This window comes from Cellulosimicrobium sp. EB106-03-01-XG111, assembly GCF_058792115.1.
The window spans coordinates 386,355-406,312 of the sequence record NZ_JBYTEQ010000002.1; the positions used below are offsets into that span (position 1 = coordinate 386,355).

Here is a 19,958-nt window from a genome sequence, read left to right on the forward strand (position 1 = left end):
GTCGTGCTGGTCGCGGTGTGCGGGTGCCGGTCCTCGCGGGTCTCGCGGGTGCGGCGCTCGCGGTGGCCGGGTGGGCCTGCCGCGGTCTGTCTGCCGTGCTGATGGCGTTGTGGTGGCAACAAAAAACCCCTCGGACCCGGGATGCCGGGCTGGACGAGGGGTGAGCGCGCTGACGAAGCCTGGTGGCGTGGCCTCAGCCGGCGCGCTCAGGAAGTACTACAAGGAGGATCGTCTGCACGTCTGGGACTGTACGCCCATGTCCCGGGGATGTCACGTGTCGAGGCGGCCGTCTCACGCACTGGGACGTGCGGCGCGCGGACCGGTGCGGCGGAGCACCCGTCCCTCCCACGGCTCCAGGTGCCCGACGCCGCCCGGCCGCGTGCCGTCGTCGGCCCGCCCGGGGTGCGTGGTCACGAGGACCGACGCGTCCTCCCAGCCCGTGAGCGTCCCGGCCGGGACGTCCTGCGGCACGCCGCCGACGTTCACGAGGACGAGGAGCTCGTCCCGGACGGTCGAGCCGTCGGGGCCGGGCGCGTCGAGGGCGCGCGTGAACGCGTAGATCGCCTCGTGGTCCGGCAGCAGCATGCGGAAGTCGCCGAGCGCGACGACCGGCTCCTGGCGGCGCAGCGCGACGAGCCGTCGGTAGAAGTGCAGCACGGAGTCCTCGTCGGCCCAGGCCGCCTCCGCGTTGATCGTCGTGTGGTTCGGGTTCACCTCGAGCCACGGCGTCCCCGTCGTGAAGCCCGCGTTCGCGCTCGCGTCCCACTGCACGGGCGTGCGGGCGTGGTCGCGGCTCGCGTGCGCCAGCACGGCGAGCATCTCCCCGTCGGTCCGCAGGCGCGGGGCGCCCGTGCGACCGGTGAGCTCGCGGAAGTACCCGAGCGACTCGACGTCCTGGTACTGCTCGATCCGCGTGAACGGCGCGTTCGTCATGGCGAGCTCCTCGCCCTGGTAGACGTAGGGCGTGCCACGGTGCAGGTGCAGCAGGAGGGCGAGCGCCTTCGCCGAGGCGACGCGGTGCTCCGGGGAGTCGTCGCCGAACCGCGAGACGACGCGCGGCTGGTCGTGGTTGTCCCAGTAGAGGGCGTTCCAGCCCCGGTGGGCGAGGCCCGCCTGCCACCGGCCGAGGGTCGCCTTGAGGTCGGCGAGGTCCCACCGGACCGGGTCGTACCGGGTCGCGCCGTGGTCGATGCCCATGTGCTCGAACTGGAACACCATGTCGACCTCGCGACGGTCCGGGTCGGTGTACCGCACGCCGTGCTCGACCGTCACGCCCGGCGTCTCCCCCACCGTGAGGATCTCCCGGCCCTGGGCGAGGTACGGCGCGAACACCTCGCGGTGCATCTCGGCGAGGAACTCGTGCACGCGCGGCCCGTCCGTGTAGTGCGGGCTCCCGTCCCCGTACGTGCCCCAGTGCACCTCGCCGTCGGGCAGCGAGCCGTCGGGCGCGACGTCCTTGGAGATGAGGTTGATGACGTCCATGCGGAAGCCGTCGACGCCGCGGTCGAGCCACCGCCGCATCATCGAGTAGACCGCCTCGCGGACGTCGGGGTTCTCCCAGTTGAGGTCCGGCTGCTTGGGGTCGAACAGGTGCAGGTAGTACTCGCCCGAGGCCTCGTCGAACCGCCACGCGCTGCCCCCGAAGAACGAGCGCCAGTTCGTCGGCTCGGCGCCCGGGGCGCCGGGCTCCATGCCCTCGCGCGCGGGGCGCCACCAGTACCAGTCGCGCCGCGGGCTCTGCGCGGACGAGCGCGACTCGACGAACCACGGGTGCTCGTCGCTCGTGTGGTTGACGACGAGGTCCATGACGAGCTTCATCCCGCGCGCGTGCAGCCCTTCGATCAGGGCGTCGAGGTCCGCGAGCGACCCGAACAGCGGGTCGACGTCCTCGTAGTCGCTGATGTCGTAGCCGTTGTCCGCCTGCGGCGACCGGTACACCGGGGACAGCCACACGACGTCGACGCCCAGCCGCTCCAGGTGGTCGAGGCGTCGCGTGATCCCGGGGAGGTCCCCGATGCCGTCGCCGTCGGTGTCCTGGAACGAGCGCGGGTACACCTGGTAGACGACCGAGCGCGTCCACCAGGGGGCGTCACCGGGCGTCTCGGCGCCGGGCCACCCGCCGCGGGGCAGGGGGTCCGGGGTGGGTGCGGACGAGGTCATCGCACGGCTTCCTCTCGGGTCAGGGGGTCCTGGTCCCAGCCTGCCCGACGCCGCGCGCCGCGGCGACGCGACGGGCCGGGTCCGTGAGGACGTCGACGTCGTCGACCCACTGCTCGACGGTCCCGACGCCCGGTGGCAGCGCCCGCACCACCGGGTCCTGGATCGCGGACGTCACCACGTCGGCCACCGGCCCGAGCCCCCGGAAGGGCCGGTCGAAGAACGGGACGACGACGTCGGTCACGGTCGGGAGGCCCACCTCGCCCTGGAGGTCGTGCAGGGTCTCCAGCCCTCGGCACAGCGCCGCCTCGCGCGCCCGCCAGTCGTCGGCCGCGAGCGCCTCCGCGAGGTCGGGCCCGGCGGCGGCGGCACGCGGGAGCGCGGCGAACGTCGTCCCGAACCACTTCGCGTACGGCGTCCAGCGCCGCTCGAGCAGGAAGCCGAGGTGCATCGCTGCGCGCACGAGCCGGGCGGCGACGACGCGCGACCCGAGGTCGTCTCCGCGCTCCGCCGTCCGGCCGACGAACGACAGCTCCTGCCCGATCCGCGCCCAGTCGACGGCGACCGCGTACCGCCACAGGTCGTCGGGATACCAGGCGAGGCGCTCGCGCGCCGCGGTGGCCTGACCGCCGGTGTCCACGAACACCGGCCCGGCCGTCACCTCGAGGACCGCCTGACCGGTGAGCGTGAGCCAGTCGTCGACGGCGAGCGGTCGCGTCGCGTCGACGCCGAGGCGCGACGTGACGAAGCCCGACGGCGACGCGACCTCGACCTGGTGCGGACCGTGCGGGCTCCACGTGGTCGGGAACCGGGTCGGGTGCCCGGCGAACGTGTCGGGCAGCGCCGCGCCGAGCAGCGCGTCGACCTCGTCGACCATCGGCTCGTCGACCAGCAACGTCAGGCGCAGACCCCAGTCGTGGTCGCGCGACGTCGCGTCGTCGAGCCCGAGGACGTCGGACCCGCTCCCGAGGCGTCCCGCCGCGTGCGGCAGCCCGGGCCAGCGGCCGAGCAGGATCGGCCCGACGACCTCGTCGTAGTAGCGCCGCGCGAGGTCGGTTCCGGTCTCCACCCGGGCAACCTAGCGGGTCGGCGTCACGACACCCAGGGCTTTCGCCGCTACCACCGCTCGGCCCCGACGAAGCGCGTGGGAGCCGGGTCGACGCCCAGCACGTCGCGCAGGACCGTGAGGCTGTAGGTGCGTTCCATCGCGAGGTGGCTCAGCGCGTACCGGGTCAGGCGCGGCGGCTCGCGGCGACGCAGCCGCCGGGCGACCGTCTCGACCGCGCCCGCGAGCGCCCAGGCGGGGCGGACCGGGACGGCGACGACCCGCACGGCGGTACCCCGGCGGCGCAGCGCGTCGGCGAGCGCGTCGCGCAGGACCACCGGCTCGGCGTCGGCGACGTTCACGACGAGCGGGCCTCCGGCCGCGCCGTCCCCCGCGCCGGGCGCGCGGGCCGCGGTGTCGGGCAGAACGACGGCGGCGCGCGCCGCGGCGAGCAGCGTGTCCACGTGGGTCAGGGACTGGAGCACGCGCCCGCCGCCGGGCAGGACGAGGCGTCCGCGCCGCACGGCGGCCTCGACGCGCGGCAGGAGCGTCGAGTCGCCCGGCCCGTAGACGGCGTGCGGGCGCAGGACGACGACAGCGCCGCGGTCGGGGTGGCGCGCGACGTCGCGGGCCAGCGCGCGTTCGGCCTCCGCCTTCGTCGTGCCGTAGGCGTCGAGGTACCGGGCGACCGGCGCCTCGTGCTCGCGGGCGCGGACGCTCGGGCGGTACGGGTCGTACACGCTGCCGGACGAGACGTGCACGAACCGCGCGCCGGGGAACGTGTCGCGGACCGCGAGCGTCCCGGCGACGTTCGTGGCGCGCGCGACGTCGAGCGCGCACCAGTCGGACACGGCGGCGCCCGCGTGCACGACAGCGTCCACCGGGGGCGGGTCGGCGAGCGGACCGGTGGTGAGGTCCCAGGCGAGGTGCCGGGCGCCGTCGACCGCCGGGTCGCGGCGGGAGGACGTCCAGACCTCGTGGCCGTCGGCGACCAGCCCGCGCGCGACCGCTCCCCCGACGAACCCCGACGCCCCGGTGACGACGACCCTCACGCGCGGGCGCCGGGCGTGTCTCGGCCGACGGCGGCCGACTCAGCGGGCACCAGCGGCGCGGCGGGCACGCTCGGCGCGGCGGTCTCCAGCGGTGCGGCGGGCACCAGCGGCGCGGCGGCGCGCGAGAGCGCGGCGCGGTCGGGCTTGCGCGAGCGACCGGCGAGCGGGATGCGGTCGGCGAGCAGCACGACGTCGGGCAGCGCGTCGTGGTCGAGCACGCCCGGCAGCGCGGTGCGCACCCGGTCCACGAGTGGGTGGTGCGGGTCCAGGCGCACCGCCGTACCGGCGTCGGGCCGAGGATCGGGCCTGGTGGCCGTCTCCGGCCGAGAGTCTCCCGACGCCGAGGTGACGACGAGCGCGACCCGCTCGTCGCCGTCCACCTGGGGAACCCCCACGAGCAGCGCCTCGCCGACGCCGTCGAGCGCCGCGACGCGCGGCTCGTAGAGGCCGGGGTAGATGTTCGTCGTGCCGCGGATGATCATGTCCCGCGTGCGGCCGACGAGGACGAGCCGCCCCGCGTCGTCGAGGCGCGCGAGGTCGCCGGTGCGGTGCTCCGCGGCCCGTGCGCCCGCGCCCCGGGCGGGGGCGTCGAGGTCGTGCAGGTAGCCCGCCATGAGCGACGGCCCGGACAGCACGAGCTCCCCGACGCCGTCCTCGTGCCCGGGCTCCCCGACGACGGCGTCCCGGCCGTCCTCGGGCTCCTCGTCCTCGACCGGTTCGAGCCGCGCGACCGTGCCGGGCAGCGGCGCGCCGACGAGGTCGCCGTCGCCCGCATACGCGAGCTTCTCCCGTGCCTCGACCACGGCGACCGGGAGGATCTCCGTCATCCCGTACACCGCGACCCACCGCGTGCCGGGCAGCACGCGCGTGGCGCGCTCCAGGAGCGCGCGGGTCACGGGAGCGCCGCCGACGAACGCGACGCGCGGCCCGCGCGCGGGCACCCTCCCGGCCTCGACCGCGTCGAGCAGCGCCGTGGCGTCCGCGGGCACGAGGTACGTGCCCGCGGCGCCGTCGAGCTGGCGCCCGAAGGTCGTGATGTCGCGGCCCGGCGGGTCGGCTGGCACGGACCACGTGGCACCCGCGAGCAGCGCCGGGACGCCGAGCAGCATCTGGTCGGTGTGCACGACGTCGCCCGGCGCGAGCGCGAACACGTCGCGCAGCAGGTCGCAGCCGGCGAGCAGCGACCCGGCCGTGTGCACGACGGCCTTCGGCTGCGCCGTCGTGCCGGACGTGAAGACGGTGAGCGCCTCACGGTCCGGGTCGAGCGGCGGCAGCGCCGCGCGGTCGACCGGACTCGCGGCGAGGCGGCGGGCGGCGCGCGAGCCGCGCGGCACCCCGGGGAGCCACGGCCCCGCGTGCACGTGCCGCAGCGGCAGGCTCGCGTAGTCGGGCAGGAGCAGACCCCGCGACCGGGCCAGACGGCGCAGCGGCCCGCGCGAGACGGCGTAGAGCAGCGACTCGGTCGTCGCGAGCGACGGCCCGGCCGCGTGCACGCGCGCCGCGAAGAGCTCGGGGGTCGACCCCGGGTCGACGAACACGATCGTGCCGCCCGCGCGGACGACCCCGAACGCGAGCACGACGCCCGCCGGCCGGGGCCGCACCGAGAACAGGGCGCGGTCCCCGGGCGCGAGACCGCCGGCCGCGAGCGCCGTCGCCGTCGCCTCGACGCGCCGCGCGAGGTCGGCGTACGTGACCTCCTCGCGCACGCGCGCGCCGCGGCGGCCCGGCCGCGTCCAGCGCCGGAGGGCGACGGCATCGGCGGACGCGTGCCCGGTGACGCCACGCTCGAGGATCGGGGCGAGCAGGTGGCGGGGCACGCCGTCGGGCACGCTCACGCCGCCTCCCTCGCTCGCACGACGAGCGAGCGGTACGCGGGGATGAGCACGCCGCGCGCGACGGCGCGGTCGGTGACCTCGAGGCTCCGGCCCGCCGCGGCGACCGGGCGCAGGGCGTCCAGCACCGCGTCGACCTGGGCGAGGGCGAGCGGCATGCCGAGGCAGAAGTGCGGCCCGGCGCCGAACCACAGGTGGCGCACGGCCGGGTCGACGGGGGCGTCCGGGTCGAAGGGGCCCGCGTCCTTGCAGCACGAGACCGTCGCGACGACGACCCGGTCCCCCGCGCGGACGCGGACGTCGCCCACGGTCGTGCCGGCCCGCACCGAACGGAGCATGGCGGGCGTGGGGGCCGTGACGCGCAGCGCCTCCTCCACGACGCGACCGCGCAGCGCGGCGTCGTCGTGCCCGCTCTCCGCACCGGCCGCGAGGAGCCGGTCGAGCCAGCCGGTGTCGGCGGCGAGCGCCACGAGGCGCGGCACGAACGACTGGATCGTCTCGGTGCCGGTGAGCACGAACGCGCCGACGGCGCCCAGCGCCTCGTCCTCCGAGAGCCCGAGCTCGCGCATGCGCCCGGGCACGGTCGACGGGTCCCCCGCGCGGTAGGCGTCGCGCGCCGGGGCGGACAGCCGCGCGAGGACGGCGCGCGCGTGCCGTACCTGGCTGGGCGTGAGGCTGCGCCGGTGCAGGCGCACGAGCCCGACCACGGACTGCGCGGCGGTCATCGCGTCGCGGACGGCAGAGTCCGTCGGGGGCAGCCCGGTCATCGCGCAGATGACCGTCCCCGCCATGGCCGCCGTCTGTGCCACGAGGTCGACGCGCTCGCCCGCGAGCAGCCGCGGGGCGAGGCCCGCGAGGACGTCGGGCACGCTCACCGCGACGAGGTCGCGCACCGCGCGGGGCGTGAAGAGACCCGACAGCGCCCGGCGCAGGCGAGCGTGGTCGGCGCCCTCCATGTTGAGGAGCACGGACGGGCCGAGCACGGGCGTCCACAGGTCCGACGGCGACCCCGGACCCACCTTGGAGAAGTGCTCGGTGTCGAGCAGCACGGCGCGTGCCGTCGCGGCGTCGGACACGACCACCCCGATCCCGGGGACGCGCACGACCGGCCCGCGGTGCCGCAGGGCCCGGATCGCCGGGTAGACGAGCGGGTGCGCCCCGCGCTGGACCCGCTCCTCCCAGCGCATCGCCGCGGCGAGCCCGGCACGTGCGGGCGCGAGCGTCGTCCCGCTCATCGGATGTCCACGAGCTCGGGCCGGTAGCGGTGGTCGGCGTACCAGCCGAGCGTGCGGACGAGGCCCCACGCGTGCGCCCGGCGCGTGGAAGCGAGCACGACGACGTCGCGGTGCGCACCGTACCGCCGCGTGAGGCGGCGCACCGCGTTGACGAGCGCGCGGTCCTCGTGGACGTCCTCGATCGCGGTGCGCGGGAACCCGCCCGCCGCCTCGTACAGCGCCGCCGTGATCGCCATGTTGCAGCCCGGCGCCATGACGTAGGGGCCGAGGTAGGACGGGTCCTGGTTGCCGGGGCGGAAGCGCCCGAACGTGCTGGCGACGCTCACCGCCGTGGAGAGCACGCCCTGCTGGACGCGCGAGACCGGGCGGTCGTCGGTGCGCGGCACGAGCCGCCCCGCGACGAGGTCGTGCCCGCTCGCGAACGCGGCGCGCACGCGCCGGGTCCAGTCGGGCAGCGGCAGGCAGTCGGCGTCGGTCCGCGCGAGATGCGTCGCGCCCTGCGCGATCGTCGCCCGCATCCCCGTGTCGGCCGCCGCGCCCGTGCCCTTCTGCGGCTCGTCGACGACGCGCCACCGCGTCATGCCCCACGCCGCCGCGGTCGCGCGCACCAGGTCGCCCGTGCCGTCCGACGACCCGTTGTCCACGACGACGAGGTCGAAGTCCGTGTCCTGCTGGTCGCGCAGCGCCTCCAGCGTCGCGACGATCCCGTGCGCCTCGTCCCGTGCGGGCACCACGACCGCGAGCCGCTGCGTGCTCGCCACGCCGCGCGTGAACCGTCGGGCGCTCACAGCCGCACCACCGTCGCGCCGATGCTGATGCCGCCTGCGAGGCCGACGAGCACGACGACGTCGCCCGGCCCGACCCGACCCGTCTCGAGCGCGGTCGCGAGCTGGAGCGGGAGCGTCGCGGAGGCGACGTTGCCGTGGTCGGCGACGGTGACGAGCGTGCGCCCGGTCGGCAGGCCGAGCGCGGCGTGCACGTCATCGAGGTAGGCGACGGCGACCTGGTGCACCGCGACGAGCGCGACGTCGTCCCACGTGAGCCCCGCCCGGCCGAGCGCGTCGAGGACGACCCCGGGCCCGAGCGCGAGGAACGCGTCCCGGAGCCGCGACCCGTCGATCTCGAAGTAGGTGCGCTCGAGGTCGCGGGGGTGCGCGGTGCCGCCGCCGGGGAGCATGCCGACGTCCCAGTGCGTCGACTCGGCGCCGAACGCGCTCGCCAGGATGCCGCGGGGCGCGGGAGCGCCGGAGCCGTCGCGCGCGTCGGCCTCGGCCGGGGTGACGCGACGCACGAGGACCGCGGCCCCGGCGTCGGACATGGTGTAGCCCGGGGCGGAGAGCAGGTACGTCGCGCGGTCCGGGACGTCCCAGCGCACGGCGCGCGACGGCGCCTCCCCGCACGCGACGAGCACGGTCCCGTAGCGACCCGTCGCGACGAGCGCCTCGGCGACCTCGATCGCGTTGAGCACGGAGTTGCACGCGTTCTTGACGTCCATGACGGGCGCCCGGACCCCGAGCTTCGCGGCGACGATGTGGCTCGTCGCGGGCTCGACCATGTCCTGGCTCGCCGACGCGAAGAGGAGCAGGTCGATGTCGTCGGGCGCGAGTCCCTGGGTGGCCAGCAGCTTCTCGGCGGCCGCGACGGCGAGGTCGGACGCGTCCCAGTCGTCGGGGAGCACGTGGACCTGGCGCACGCCCGTGAGGCGCGCGACCATCGGCACGCGCGGCGCCGCGCCCGGGTTGCGCTCCGCGAGCGCGCGCTCCGCCTCGCGCACGTCGACCACGCGCTCGGGCAGGTGGACCCCGACTGCGGCGATCACCGCCGCAGGAGGCACGGGAGCGGGCCCGGGGGCCACCGGGCGGGACGGGTTCTCTGGCACGCGCGACACAGTAGCCAAGCAGACCCCCTCGGACGGCGGTCGTCCACAGGTTCCGATGGGGTGAAGTGCCCATCCGCGAACGGCGGCGCAGCCGCCCCGTGACCTCGCCGGTGCGCCACACTGACCCCGTGACTGCGACCACGACCGGCCCCGGACCCACCCGCGAACGACGTCGCGCCCTGCCCACGACCCGGCACGAGCTGCAGGTCCTCACCGCCGCGCGCCCCGCGATGGCCGGCGTGCTCCTCGTGGGCGGCGCGCTCACCGGCCCGCGCCCGGGCGGAGGGCTGCGCCGGGTTCCGGGCCTCGGGTGGGTGACGGCCGACCCGACCGTCGGCCGCCGCATCCTCACCGACCACCGGCACTTCACGATCGTCGGCGAGGGCGGGGTCGGGCACCTGTGGGCCCAGATCCTCGGCGACTGGGTCCTCGACCTGTTCGACGGCCCGGGCCACCACGACCTGCGCACCCGCTCGCGCGAGCTCTTCACCGAGGCGAGCGCCGCGACGCTCGTCGACGGCGCCTGGTCGCTCGCGCTCGACGACGCGCGCCGCACCCTCGCCGCGGGCGGGTCGGTCGACGTCGGCCGGCTCGCCCGCGTGCTCGTCGGCCGGATGATGATCTCGCTGCTCGGCATCCCGTCCCCGGCGGCCACCGGGGCGGGCACAGGGGCGGGCACAGGGGCTGGATCAGCGGCGGGCGCCGGGAGGGGCGCGGCGCCGGAGGCCGTCCCGACGGACGACGACGCGCTCACGGCCTTCGCGACGGGCGAGCGGCTCGCGTCGATCGCGCTCGGCAGCGCCGGCTCGACGTACCTCGCGCCGGACCAGGTCGCGGCGGCGCGGGAGATCGTCGCCGAGCTGACCCAGGGCGTCCCGGACGGGTGGCGGCACGCGCCGGCCGACCGCCTGCTGGGCCGGTGCCGCGAGCTCGGCCTCGGGCTGGAGGAGACGACCGGGCTCGCGAGCCTGCTCATGGTCGCGGGCACCGAGACGTCGGCGTCGGCCATGGCCCGCACCACCGCGCTCCTGATCGACACGGGCGAGCAGCACCGCCTGCTCCGGCTCCTGGCCGACGAGCGGGCCCATCCCGTGGAGCGGGCCGCCGGCGAGCCGGACGCCGTCGAGAACGCCGTGCGCGAGGGTCTGCGCGTGACGAGCCCGGCGTCGGTGATCGGCCGGGGCGTGTCGGCCGACGTCGAGGTCGCGGGCCGCACCCTGCGCGCCGGGGAGCGCGTCATGATCCTCACGTGGGCGGCGAACGCGGCGGCCGGGCCGTTCCGCGCCGACCGCCCCTACGTGCGCGAGACGCGTCAGCTCTGGTTCGGCGCGGGGCGCCACCTGTGCCTCGGCGCCCCGCTCGCCCGCGCCGAGATCGCCGCGCTCCTGCACGCGCTGTACGACGACGGCGCACCCCTGCGCGTCGTCTCGCGCCGCGCCAAGCGGCGGGTGCTGGTGCCCGGCTACGACGAGCTGGTCGTCGCGCGCGCCTGACCCCCGGCCGGGGGCCGCGCCGCCGCCGCGCCGGGAGCGACGGCTCGCGTCAGTCGCGCGCCTGCCAGGTGCACACGCACGCCTCGTTGCCCTCGGCGTCGGCCAGGACCCAGAAGGCCGGCGCGCGCCGGTCGGAGACGAGGTGCCCGCCCGCAGCGATGGCGGCGGTGACGCGCGCCTCCGCGACGTCGTGCGGGACCGTCACGTCCACGTGGATGCGGTTGCGCTGCTCGCGCGGCGCGTCCATCTGCTGGAACCAGAACGCGGGAGCGTGCGCGGTCGGGTCGCGGAGCTCGGGCGCGGGCAGCTCGGGCGCGCCCTCGTCGAACCCGAGGACCGCGCGCCAGAACGGCTGCACCGCCGTCCCGACGAGGGTGTCGACCGCGATCTCGAGGTCCTGCACCGCGGTCGGGTCCGCGCGGAGGTCGAGCTCGCGCGCCGCCGCGGAGATCTGCCGGGCGAGGGCCACGTCGCGCGCGCTGACGCCCCCGACGTCGTGCGACGTCAGCCGGACCGTCACCGACCCGTACCGCAGGTCGACGTCGGGGTGGTGGTTCGCCGCCTCCGCGAGCTCGCCGATCGCGTCGACCAGCTCGACGCCCGCGGTGAAGGAGCCCGTGCGGAACAGCGTCTGCACGGTCCTGACGATGACCCGCCAGTCCTCGACGCCGTCGCTGTCGTGGAACTGGCGCGCGGTGATGCGGTCGTCCGCCGTCTGGGTCATGGCCGTCCTCCGGGGTGCGTCGCTGCGGCGAGGTGCGACACCACGCTAGTGCGCGCCTCCGACGCCCGCGCGCTCCGCGGTCACTCGAGGATCGCGCCGCGCGACGCCGACTGGACGAGCTTGGCGTACTTGGCGAGCACCCCGCGCGTGAACGTCGGGGGCAGCGGCGCCCACCCGTCGCGGCGCGCGGCGAGCGTGTCGGCGTCGACGAGCAGGTCGAGCGTCTTGTTCGCCACGTCGAGCCGGATCGGGTCGCCGTCGCGCACGAACGCGATGGGGCCGCCGTCGACCGCCTCGGGCGCGACGTGCCCCACGCACAGGCCGGTCGTCCCGCCGGAGAAGCGGCCGTCCGTGAGCAGCAGGACGGTCTTGCCGAGGCCCGCGCCCTTGATCGCGCCCGTGATGGCGAGCATCTCGCGCATGCCCGGGCCGCCCTTGGGCCCCTCGTAGCGGATGACGACGACGTCCCCGTCGGTGATCGTGCCGTCCTCCAGGGCGTCGAGCGCCGCCCGCTCGCGCTCGAAGACGCGCGCGGTGCCCTCGAACACGTCCTCGTCGAACCCGGCGGACTTCACGACGGCACCCTCGGGCGCGAGCGACCCGTGCAGGATCGTGATGCCGCCCGTGTGGTGGATGGGGTTGTCGAGGGCCCGCAGGATCTTGCCGTCCGGGTCGGGCGGGTCGATGTCGGCGAGGTTCTCCGCGACCGTGCGGCCGGTGACGGTGAGCGCGTCGCCGTGCAGCAGCCCGGCGTCGAGCAGGGCCTTCATGACGACGGGCACGCCGCCGATGCGGTCGACGTCGTTCATCACGTAGCGCCCGAACGGCTTGAGGTCGCCGAGGTGCGGCACGCGGCTCGCGACCCGGTCGAAGTCGGCGAGCGTGAGGTCGACCTCGGCCTCGTGCGCGATGGCGAGCAGGTGCAGCACCGCGTTGGTGGAGCCGCCGAACGCCATGACGACGGCGATCGCGTTCTCGAACGCCTCCTTCGTCATGATGTCGCGCGCCGTGATGCCGAGACGCAGCAGGTTGACGACGGCCTCGCCCGAGCGGTGCGCGAACGCGTCGCGGCGCCGGTCCGCCGACGGCGGCGCCGCCGAGCCGGGCAGCGACATGCCCATCGCCTCGGCGACCGACGCCATCGTGTTCGCGGTGTACATGCCGCCGCACGCGCCCTCGCCGGGGCAGATGGCGCGCTCGATGCGGTCCACGTCCTCGCGGCTCATGAGCCCGCGCGCGCACGCGCCGACCGCCTCGAACGCGTCGATGAGCGTGACGTCCTTCTCCGTGCCGTCGGAGAGCTTGACCCAGCCCGGCATGATCGAGCCCGCGTAGAGGAACACGCTCGCCAGGTCGAGCCGCGCGGCCGCCATGAGCATCCCCGGGAGGGACTTGTCGCACCCGGCGAGCAGGACCGTCCCGTCGAGGCGCTCCGCCTGGACGACCGTCTCGACCGAGTCCGCGATGATGTCGCGGCTCACGAGCGAGAAGTGCATCCCCTCGTGGCCCATGGAGATGCCGTCGGAGACGGAGATCGTCCCGAACTGCAGCGGGTACCCGCCGCCCGCGTGCACGCCCTCCTTGGCGCCCTGCGCGAGCCGGTCGAGCGACAGGTTGCACGGCGTGATCTCGTTCCACGAGCTCGCGATGCCGATCTGCGGCTTGGCGAAGTCCTCGTCGCCCATCCCGACGGCGCGCAGCATGCCGCGCGACGCCGTCGCCTCCAGGCCGTCGGTGACCTGGCGGGAACGCGGCTTGAGGTCGGGTCCGGCGTCGGACCCCGAGGTGTGCCCAGTCATGACCCCACTCTAGGAACGCCACCCGCGGGGGGCGCGGCGGGACGCGCCGGACACGCCGCGGCACGCCGCGGACCGGAGCGAGCCCGAGCGGGACGAGACGGGCCGACCGCGGCACGACCCCGCACGGCATCATGGGGCCGTGCGCACACGCCCCGGGGCCGCTCGAGCCCTCCTGCCCGTCCTCGCCCTGGCCGCGACCGCCGCGTGCGCGGCTCCCGCGCCGTCGGGCACGAGCCCCGGCTCGCCCGCCTCCACGACGTCGGCCCCGGCGCCGGACGCGACGACGGCGACGCCCGACGACGCCGCGACCGCGACGGAGACCGCGAGCGCCGAGGAGGCCCCTGAGGAGCAGGCCGAGACGCCCGAGGAGTCGTTCCGCGCGTGGCTCGCCGCGAGCCGTGCGCCGGACGTGGAGGTCGCATGCGCCTACCTCGCCCCGGAGCTCGTCGACCGGATGGTCGCCGAGATGGCGTCCCAGGGGTGGCCCGGCATCACGGACTGCGCCTCGATGATCACGACCACCGCCGGTCTCTACTCCGCCGTGGGCGACGTCCCGGACGTCGAGGTCGGTGTCCGCGAGGAGCGGGCCGACGCGACGGTGCTGTCCGTCGTCTACGACGGCGGCGACTGCGGCACCGCCGTCATGGTGCCGCAGGGCGCGCGGTGGGTCGTCACCGAGCAGTCCGAGGAAGAGTGCTGATCCTCGCCGCGTAGGGCTCCGCGCCCCGGCACGACGACGGGCCCGCACCTCGGGAGGTGCGGGCCCGTCGTCGTCGGGTCAGCGGCGCTTGATCAGCGACACGTCGCGGACGGCGCCGCGGTCGGCGGACGTCGCCATGGCGGCGTAGGCCTGGAGGGCCGGTGACACGTAGCGGTCGCGGTCGACCGGCTGCCACGGGTTCTCGCGCGCCTCCATCTTGGCGCGGCGCTCGGCGAGCACGTCGTCCGGCACGTTGAGGCGGATGAGGCGCGTGTCGACGTCGATCTCGATCTCGTCGCCGTCCTCGACGAGGCCGATGACGCCGCCCGCGGCGGCCTCGGGCGAGACGTGGCCGACGGAGATGCCCGACGACCCGCCGGAGAAACGGCCGTCGGTGATGAGCGCGGTGACCTTGCCGAGGCCGCGGCCCTTGATGAACGACGTCGGGTACAGCATCTCCTGCATGCCCGGGCCGCCCGCGGGGCCCTCGTAGCGCACGACGACGACGTGGCCGGGCTGGACCTGCTTGGTGAGGATCTTCTCGACGGCCTCGTCCTGCGACTCGCAGACGAGCGCCGTCCCGACGAAGTGGAAGACGTCCGGGTCGACCCCGGCGGTCTTGAACACGGCGCCGTCCTCGGCGAGGTTGCCGCGCAGCACGGCGAGCCCGCCCTCGACGGTGTACGCGTGCTCGAGGTCGCGGATGCAGCCGTCGGCCGCGTCGGTGTCGAGCGACTCCCAGCGGTTCGACGTCGAGAACGCCTGCGTGGTGCGCACTCCCCCGGGCGCCGCGTGGAACAGCTCGACGGCCCGCTCGGTCGCCTTGCCGCCCCGGACGTCCCAGTCGTCGAGCCACTCGCGCAGCGTCGGCGTGTGCACGCTCGTGACGTCGTGGTCGAGCAGGCCCGCGCGGTCGAGCTCGCCCAGGAGGGCGGGGATGCCGCCGGCGCGGTGCACGTCCTCCATGTGGAAGCTCGGGTGGTTCGGCGCGACCTTGGACAGGCACGGCACCTGGCGGCTGATGCGCTCGATGTCGGTGAGGTCGAAGTCGACCTCACCCTCCTGCGCGGCGGCCAGGACGTGCAGCACGGTGTTGGTCGAGCCGCCCATCGCGACGTCGAGCGCCATCGCGTTCGAGAACGCGGCCTTGGTCGCGATCGACCGGGGCGCGACGGAGTCGTCCTCGTCCTCGTAGTAGCGCTTCGCGAGCCCGACGATCGTGCGGCCCGCCTCGAGGAAGAGCTCCTTGCGCGCGGCGTGCGTCGCGAGGGTCGAGCCGTTGCCGGGGAGCGACAGGCCGAGCGCCTCGGTGAGGCAGTTCATCGAGTTCGCCGTGAACATGCCCGAGCACGACCCGCACGTGGGGCACGCGTTCTCCTCGACCTGGGCGAGCGCCGCGTCGGAGACCGCGTCGTCGGCCGAGTAGTTGATCGCGTTGACGAGGTTGAGCGGGGTCTTCGCGACGCCGTTCGCCACGACCGCCTTGCCCGCCTCCATGGGCCCGCCGGACACGAAGATCACCGGGATGTTGAGCCGCAGCGCGGCGTTGAGCATGCCGGGCGTGATCTTGTCGCAGTTCGAGATGCACACGAGGGCGTCGGCGCAGTGCGCGTTGACCATGTACTCGACCGAGTCGGCGATGAGGTCGCGGCTCGGCAGCGAGTAGAGCATGCCGCCGTGGCCCATGGCGATGCCGTCGTCGACGGCGATGGTGTTGAACTCCTTGGAGACGCCGCCGGCCTCGCGGATCGCGGACGCGACGAGGTCGCCCATGTCCTTGAGGTGGACGTGGCCGGGGACGAACTGCGTGTACGAGTTGGCGATCGCGATGATCGGCTTGCCGAAGTCCTCCGCGCCCATGCCGGTCGCGCGCCAGAGGGCGCGGGCGCCGGCCATGTTGCGGCCGTGGGTGGACGTCCGAGAGCGCAGGGGGCGGCTCATTCCGGGTCAGCTCCTTCGACGGGGTGCTGCGACCGATCCTCCGGCCGCCGGGTCACATTACGCCTCGTCGCGGGTGGTCGGCCGCGGCGTCCGCCTCGTGGTCGGGGGGCCTACGTACGTAGCCCGGCCGGGCCTACGGGATGTCCACGCGATCCGGACGTAAGGGTTGAACCGCCTCCCGTACCCCTGCCACCGTGGGCGAGCACGTCACGGCCGGACGACCACCGCGACGCCTCGACGGGGAGCGGCACACCGCTCGGGTCGGGGCAGGTCCTCGCCGGCCCCGACCCGACCACTTCTTTCCCCGAGGGGGCACCTCCATGTCCACGTCCACCACGTCCGCGCCGCCCGGCGCCTCCCCCGGGTCGGCGGCGCGCAGCGCGTCGGCCCGCACCACCGACCCCGTCACGCAGGACGATGTCGTCACGCGCTCGTCGGCCCGCCACGCCCTCGCGCTCACGCGGATCGGCACGGCAGTCGTCTTCCTGTGGCCGTTCACCGACAAGCTCGTCGGCCTCGGCTACGCGACCCCGCGCGAGCGCGCGTGGCTCGCGGGGGGCGCACCCACGCAGGGCTACCTCGAGAACGGCGCCCAGGGCCCGCTCGCGAGCACGTTCGCCGCGATGGCGAGCCCCGTCACCGACTGGCTGTTCATGCTGGGGCTGCTGGGCATCGGCCTCGCGCTCCTGCTGGGCATCGGCCTGCGCGTCGCCGCGGTGAGCGGCACCGTCCTCTTCGCGATGCTGTGGCTGTCGCAGTGGCCGGTCGCGCCGGGCTCGAACAACCCCGTCGTCGACGAGCACGTCCTCGTCGTCCTGCTCCTCGCCGTCCTCGCCACGACGCTCGCGGGCGACACGTGGGGCCTCGGCCGCCGCTGGGCGACCCTTCCTCTCGTGCGCCGGGCCGCCTGGCTGCGCTGACGCGCCGCAGGCCCGGCACCACGACAGGCCCGGCACCACCACGGGTGCAGCACGAGCGCGGGGCCGCGACGTCGCGGCCCCGCGCCGTCGTGCGACGCCGCCCCTCAGGCCCCGGCGGTGTGCGCGCCCTCGAGCTCGTCGGCGTGCCGGATGTGCCGCGTGACCCACGGCGCGAGCGCGAACAGCGCGAGCGCGAACACGAGGGTGACCGCCCCGATCCCGCCGAAGTACGCGGTGTCGGAGGCGCCCTCGGTGACCTGCACGACCTGCGCCGTGATGGCCTGGCCGGCGGCGGGCGCGAGGAACCACAGGGCCATCGCCTGGGACCGGAACGCCTTGGGCGCGAGCAGCGTCGTCGCGGCGAGGCCGACCGGCGACAGGCACAGCTCGCCGAGCGTCTGGATCACGTAGACGAGCACGAGCACCCACGACGGCGCCTTGCCGTCGCCGACGACGGCCGACGCGCCCGCCAGGAAGAGGAACGACACCGACGCCAGGGTGAGGCCCAGCGCGAACTTGTTGGCCGTCGTCGGGCGGTCGCCCGTCTTGAGCCAGATCCACGCGAACACGGGCGCGAGGACGATGATCGACAGCGGGTTCACGGACTGGAAGAACTCGGGGCTGATGCCGACACCGAAGAACGTGAGGTCGGTGCGGTTCTTCGCGAACGCCGAGAGCGTCGTGGCCGCCTGCTCGAAGATCATCCAGAAGAGCATCGCCGCGACGAACAGCGGGATGTACGCGATGACGCGGGGCCGCTCGGCGTCCGTCACGCGCGGCGAGCGGTACATGACGATGAAGTAGGCGATCGGCGCGAGGAACGCGAGGTAGGACATCGTGTCGATGAAGGTCGAGATCTCGAACCCGCCGGCGACGAGGACGGCGACCAGGCCGACGAGCACCACGCCGCCCGCGATGAGGAGGAAGATCCGCGCGATCTTCGCGCGCTCCTCGGGGCGGACGGGGTTGGGCACGTGCGCGCCCGCCTCGCCGAGGTAGCGCCGGCCCGCGACGAAGAACACGAGCGCGACCGCCATGCCCACCGCGGCCACGGCGAAGCCCGCGTGGTACCCGCCCCAGGCCCGCGCGGCACCCACGAGGAACGGCGCGACGAACGACCCGAGGTTGATGCCCATGTAGAAGATCGAGAAGCCCGAGTCGCGGCGCGGGTCGTCGCGCGCGTACAGCTCGCCGACCATCGACGACACGTTCGGCTTGAGCAGGCCGGTGCCGAGCGCCACGAGCGCGATGCCGACCATCGAGAAGCCCGTGCCGGGGACCGTGAGGCTCACGTGCCCGGCCGCGATGATGATGCCGCCGTACAGGACCGAGCGCCGGGACCCGATCACGCGGTCGGCGAGCCAGCCGCCCACGACGGACAGCAGGTACACGCTCGTGCCGTAGATCGACACGAGCGCGAGCCCCGTCGTCTCCCCGATACCCAGGCCACCGTTCGCCACGGTGTCCGTGAGGTAGTACAGCAGGATCGCGCGCATCCCGTAGTAGCTGAACCGCTCCCACAGCTCCGTGGTGAAGAGCGTCAGCAGCCCGCGCGGGTGCCCGAAGAACGCGTGGTCCCCCTCGATGACCCCCGCCGCGGGCCCCTCGGCGGCGCCCACGCCGGCCGCGGTACCCGGTCCGAGGGGCGGCGCCCCGGCCTCCGGCTCGGTGCGCGCCTCGCGCCCGAGCGCGCGGCGTCGCGCCTCGTCCTGCTCTCGTCGGTCGTCACCACCCATCCTGCGATGCTCCCACCGGCGTGCACCGCCTGCGACCGTTAGCGTGGCCGGATGCCGACGCTCTGGTGGTGCCGCCGCGACCTCCGCCTCGCCGACAACCCGGCCCTCGTGGCGGCGGTGCAGGCCGCCCGGGACGCGGACGACGAGGTCGTCGCGCTCTACGTGCTCGATCCCCGCCTGTGGGGCGCGGCCGGCGACCCGCGCCGCGCCTACCTCGCGCGGAGCCTCGCCGCGCTCGACGAGGCGACCGGCGGCCGGCTCGTCGTCCGGCACGGCGACCCGCGCGCCGTCGTGCCCGCCGTCGCGCGCGAGGTCGAGGCGCGCGAGGTGCACGTCACGGCGGCGTTCGAGCCGTACGGCGTGGCCCGCGACGCCGCGGTCGAGGAGGCCCTTCCCGACGGCGGCGCCCACCTCGTGCGCACCGGCTCGCCCTACGCCGTCGCGCCGGGACGCCTGCGCACGCGCACCGGGACCCCGTTCCAGGTCTTCACGCCGTTCCGCGACGCGTGGGTCGAGCACGGCTGGCGCGACCCGGCGCCGCGGCCGCGCGACGTGCCGTGGGCCACGCTCCGGTCGGACGGCGTCCCCGCCGACCCCGGCACCGACGCCCGGCTCCCCGCGGCGGGCGAGGCCGCGGCCCGTCGGCGCTGGCGCGACTTCCTCGCGGACCACCTCGCGGGCTACGCGACCGAGCGCGACCGCCCGGACCGGCCCGCGACGTCGGGCATGTCGATCCCGCTGAAGTGGGGCGAGCTGCACCCGCGCACGCTCCTCGCCGACGTGCGGAGCGCTCTGCACGACGGGCGCGCGCCGTCCGACGACGCCCTCGCCTACCGCTCCGAGCTCGCGTGGCGCGAGTTCCACGCCGACGTCCTGTTCCACCACCCGGGGGCGGCGCAGCGCTCGCTCCGCGACGTCGTGCCCGAGGACGCGTGGGCGGAGGGCGCCGCCGAGGACGCGTACCTCGCCGCGTGGGCCGAGGGCCGCACGGGCTACCCGCTCGTCGACGCCGGGATGCGCCAGCTGCTCGCCGAGGGGTGGATGCACAACCGCGTGCGGATGGTCGTGGCGTCGTTCCTCGTCAAGGACCTGCACGTGCGGTGGCAGCGCGGCGCGGCGCACTTCATGGCGCACCTGGCGGACGGCGACGTCTCGCAGAACCAGCTCAACTGGCAGTGGGTCGCGGGGACGGGCCGGGACGCCGCGCCGTACTTCCGCATCTTCAACCCCGTCACGCAGAGCAGGAAGTTCGACCCCGACGGCACGTACGTGCGCCGCTGGGTGCCGGAGCTGCGCGAGGTCGAGGGCCGGGCGGTCCACGAGCCGTGGACGCTGCGCGAGCAGCCGGCCGGGTACCCCGGGCGGATCGTCGACCACGCCGTCGAGCGGAAGGTCTCGCTCGACGACTTCGAGCGGGCCCGGCGCGCCTGACGGACTTTTTCTCA

15 protein-coding genes are annotated in these 19,958 nt (G+C 75.4%); 4 read left to right on the plus strand and 11 right to left on the minus strand.

The window, feature by feature from the left end:
- Window positions 1-291: 291 nt before the first annotated feature.
- The 7 genes from AC3WT4_RS03785 to AC3WT4_RS03815 are packed head-to-tail and all read right to left on the minus strand — an operon-like array spanning window position 292 to window position 9,140.
- Window positions 292-2,160 (minus strand): alpha-glucosidase, encoded by a 1,869-nt coding sequence (locus AC3WT4_RS03785; protein ID WP_108047490.1) that lies wholly within the window; start codon window positions 2,158-2,160, stop codon window positions 292-294.
- Window positions 2,161-2,179: 19 nt separating this feature from the next.
- Window positions 2,180-3,226: a DUF4037 domain-containing protein gene (locus tag AC3WT4_RS03790; RefSeq protein WP_108047488.1), complete on the minus strand. Its 1,047-nt coding sequence runs from the start codon at window positions 3,224-3,226 to the stop codon at window positions 2,180-2,182.
- Window positions 3,227-3,273: 47 nt separating this feature from the next.
- A complete protein-coding gene (locus tag AC3WT4_RS03795) occupies window positions 3,274-4,254 on the minus strand; it encodes an NAD-dependent epimerase/dehydratase family protein (RefSeq protein ID WP_108047486.1) in 981 nt (326 codons plus the stop codon).
- Window positions 4,251-6,089, minus strand: coding sequence for a class I adenylate-forming enzyme family protein (locus AC3WT4_RS03800; protein ID WP_492314754.1), 1,839 nt, complete (start codon window positions 6,087-6,089; stop codon window positions 4,251-4,253). The genes AC3WT4_RS03795 and AC3WT4_RS03800 overlap by 4 nt, the downstream gene beginning before the upstream one ends.
- The gene (locus tag AC3WT4_RS03805; protein WP_492314755.1) at window positions 6,086-7,321 is read right to left on the minus strand and encodes a cytochrome P450; all 1,236 of its coding nucleotides are present in this window, start codon (window positions 7,319-7,321) and stop codon (window positions 6,086-6,088) included. The genes AC3WT4_RS03800 and AC3WT4_RS03805 overlap by 4 nt, the downstream gene beginning before the upstream one ends.
- Window positions 7,318-8,109 carry a glycosyltransferase family 2 protein gene (locus AC3WT4_RS03810; RefSeq protein WP_492314756.1) on the minus strand — a complete coding sequence of 264 codons (792 nt, stop codon included), beginning with the start codon at window positions 8,107-8,109 and terminating at the stop codon, window positions 7,318-7,320. The genes AC3WT4_RS03805 and AC3WT4_RS03810 overlap by 4 nt, the downstream gene beginning before the upstream one ends.
- On the minus strand, window positions 8,106-9,140 hold the full coding sequence (locus AC3WT4_RS03815; RefSeq protein ID WP_492314757.1) for a 3-oxoacyl-ACP synthase III family protein: 1,035 nt from the start codon (window positions 9,138-9,140) through the stop codon (window positions 8,106-8,108). Before AC3WT4_RS03815 ends, AC3WT4_RS03810 begins: the two co-directional genes overlap by 4 nt.
- 188 nt (window positions 9,141-9,328) lie before the next feature.
- Between AC3WT4_RS03815 and AC3WT4_RS03820 the strand changes: the two genes are divergently transcribed.
- On the plus strand, window positions 9,329-10,693 hold the full coding sequence (locus tag AC3WT4_RS03820) for a cytochrome P450 (RefSeq protein WP_492314758.1): 1,365 nt from the start codon (window positions 9,329-9,331) through the stop codon (window positions 10,691-10,693).
- Between the two features lie 49 nt (window positions 10,694-10,742).
- On the opposite strand, the gene AC3WT4_RS03825 is transcribed toward AC3WT4_RS03820, so the two are convergent.
- On the minus strand, window positions 10,743-11,417 hold the full coding sequence (locus AC3WT4_RS03825) for a 4a-hydroxytetrahydrobiopterin dehydratase (RefSeq protein WP_492314759.1): 675 nt from the start codon (window positions 11,415-11,417) through the stop codon (window positions 10,743-10,745).
- Window positions 11,418-11,497: 80 nt separating this feature from the next.
- Window positions 11,498-13,216 (minus strand): dihydroxy-acid dehydratase, encoded by a 1,719-nt coding sequence (gene ilvD / locus AC3WT4_RS03830; protein ID WP_074809864.1) that lies wholly within the window; start codon window positions 13,214-13,216, stop codon window positions 11,498-11,500.
- 139 nt (window positions 13,217-13,355) lie between these two features.
- Between ilvD (AC3WT4_RS03830) and AC3WT4_RS03835 the strand changes: the two genes are divergently transcribed.
- Complete coding sequence (locus AC3WT4_RS03835; RefSeq protein WP_492314760.1) at window positions 13,356-13,916, plus strand: hypothetical protein; 561 nt, start codon at window positions 13,356-13,358, stop codon at window positions 13,914-13,916.
- A 78-nt stretch (window positions 13,917-13,994) separates the two neighbouring features.
- Here AC3WT4_RS03835 and ilvD (AC3WT4_RS03840) read toward each other — a convergent pair whose 3' ends face one another.
- Window positions 13,995-15,857 (minus strand): dihydroxy-acid dehydratase, encoded by a 1,863-nt coding sequence (gene ilvD, locus AC3WT4_RS03840; RefSeq protein ID WP_074809866.1) that lies wholly within the window; start codon window positions 15,855-15,857, stop codon window positions 13,995-13,997.
- A gap of 320 nt (window positions 15,858-16,177) precedes the next feature.
- Here ilvD (AC3WT4_RS03840) and AC3WT4_RS03845 point away from each other — a divergent pair, with 320 nt between their 5' ends.
- On the plus strand, window positions 16,178-16,777 hold the full coding sequence (locus AC3WT4_RS03845; RefSeq protein ID WP_492314761.1) for a DoxX family protein: 600 nt from the start codon (window positions 16,178-16,180) through the stop codon (window positions 16,775-16,777).
- Window positions 16,778-16,881: 104 nt separating this feature from the next.
- Here AC3WT4_RS03845 and AC3WT4_RS03850 read toward each other — a convergent pair whose 3' ends face one another.
- Window positions 16,882-18,513, minus strand: coding sequence for a peptide MFS transporter (locus AC3WT4_RS03850; protein WP_108047478.1), 1,632 nt, complete (start codon window positions 18,511-18,513; stop codon window positions 16,882-16,884).
- Window positions 18,514-18,564: 51 nt separating this feature from the next.
- Here AC3WT4_RS03850 and AC3WT4_RS03855 point away from each other — a divergent pair, with 51 nt between their 5' ends.
- Window positions 18,565-19,944, plus strand: a complete 1,380-nt coding sequence (locus tag AC3WT4_RS03855; RefSeq protein WP_492314762.1) for a cryptochrome/photolyase family protein — start codon at window positions 18,565-18,567, stop codon at window positions 19,942-19,944.
- The last annotated feature ends 14 nt before the right edge of the window (window positions 19,945-19,958 follow it).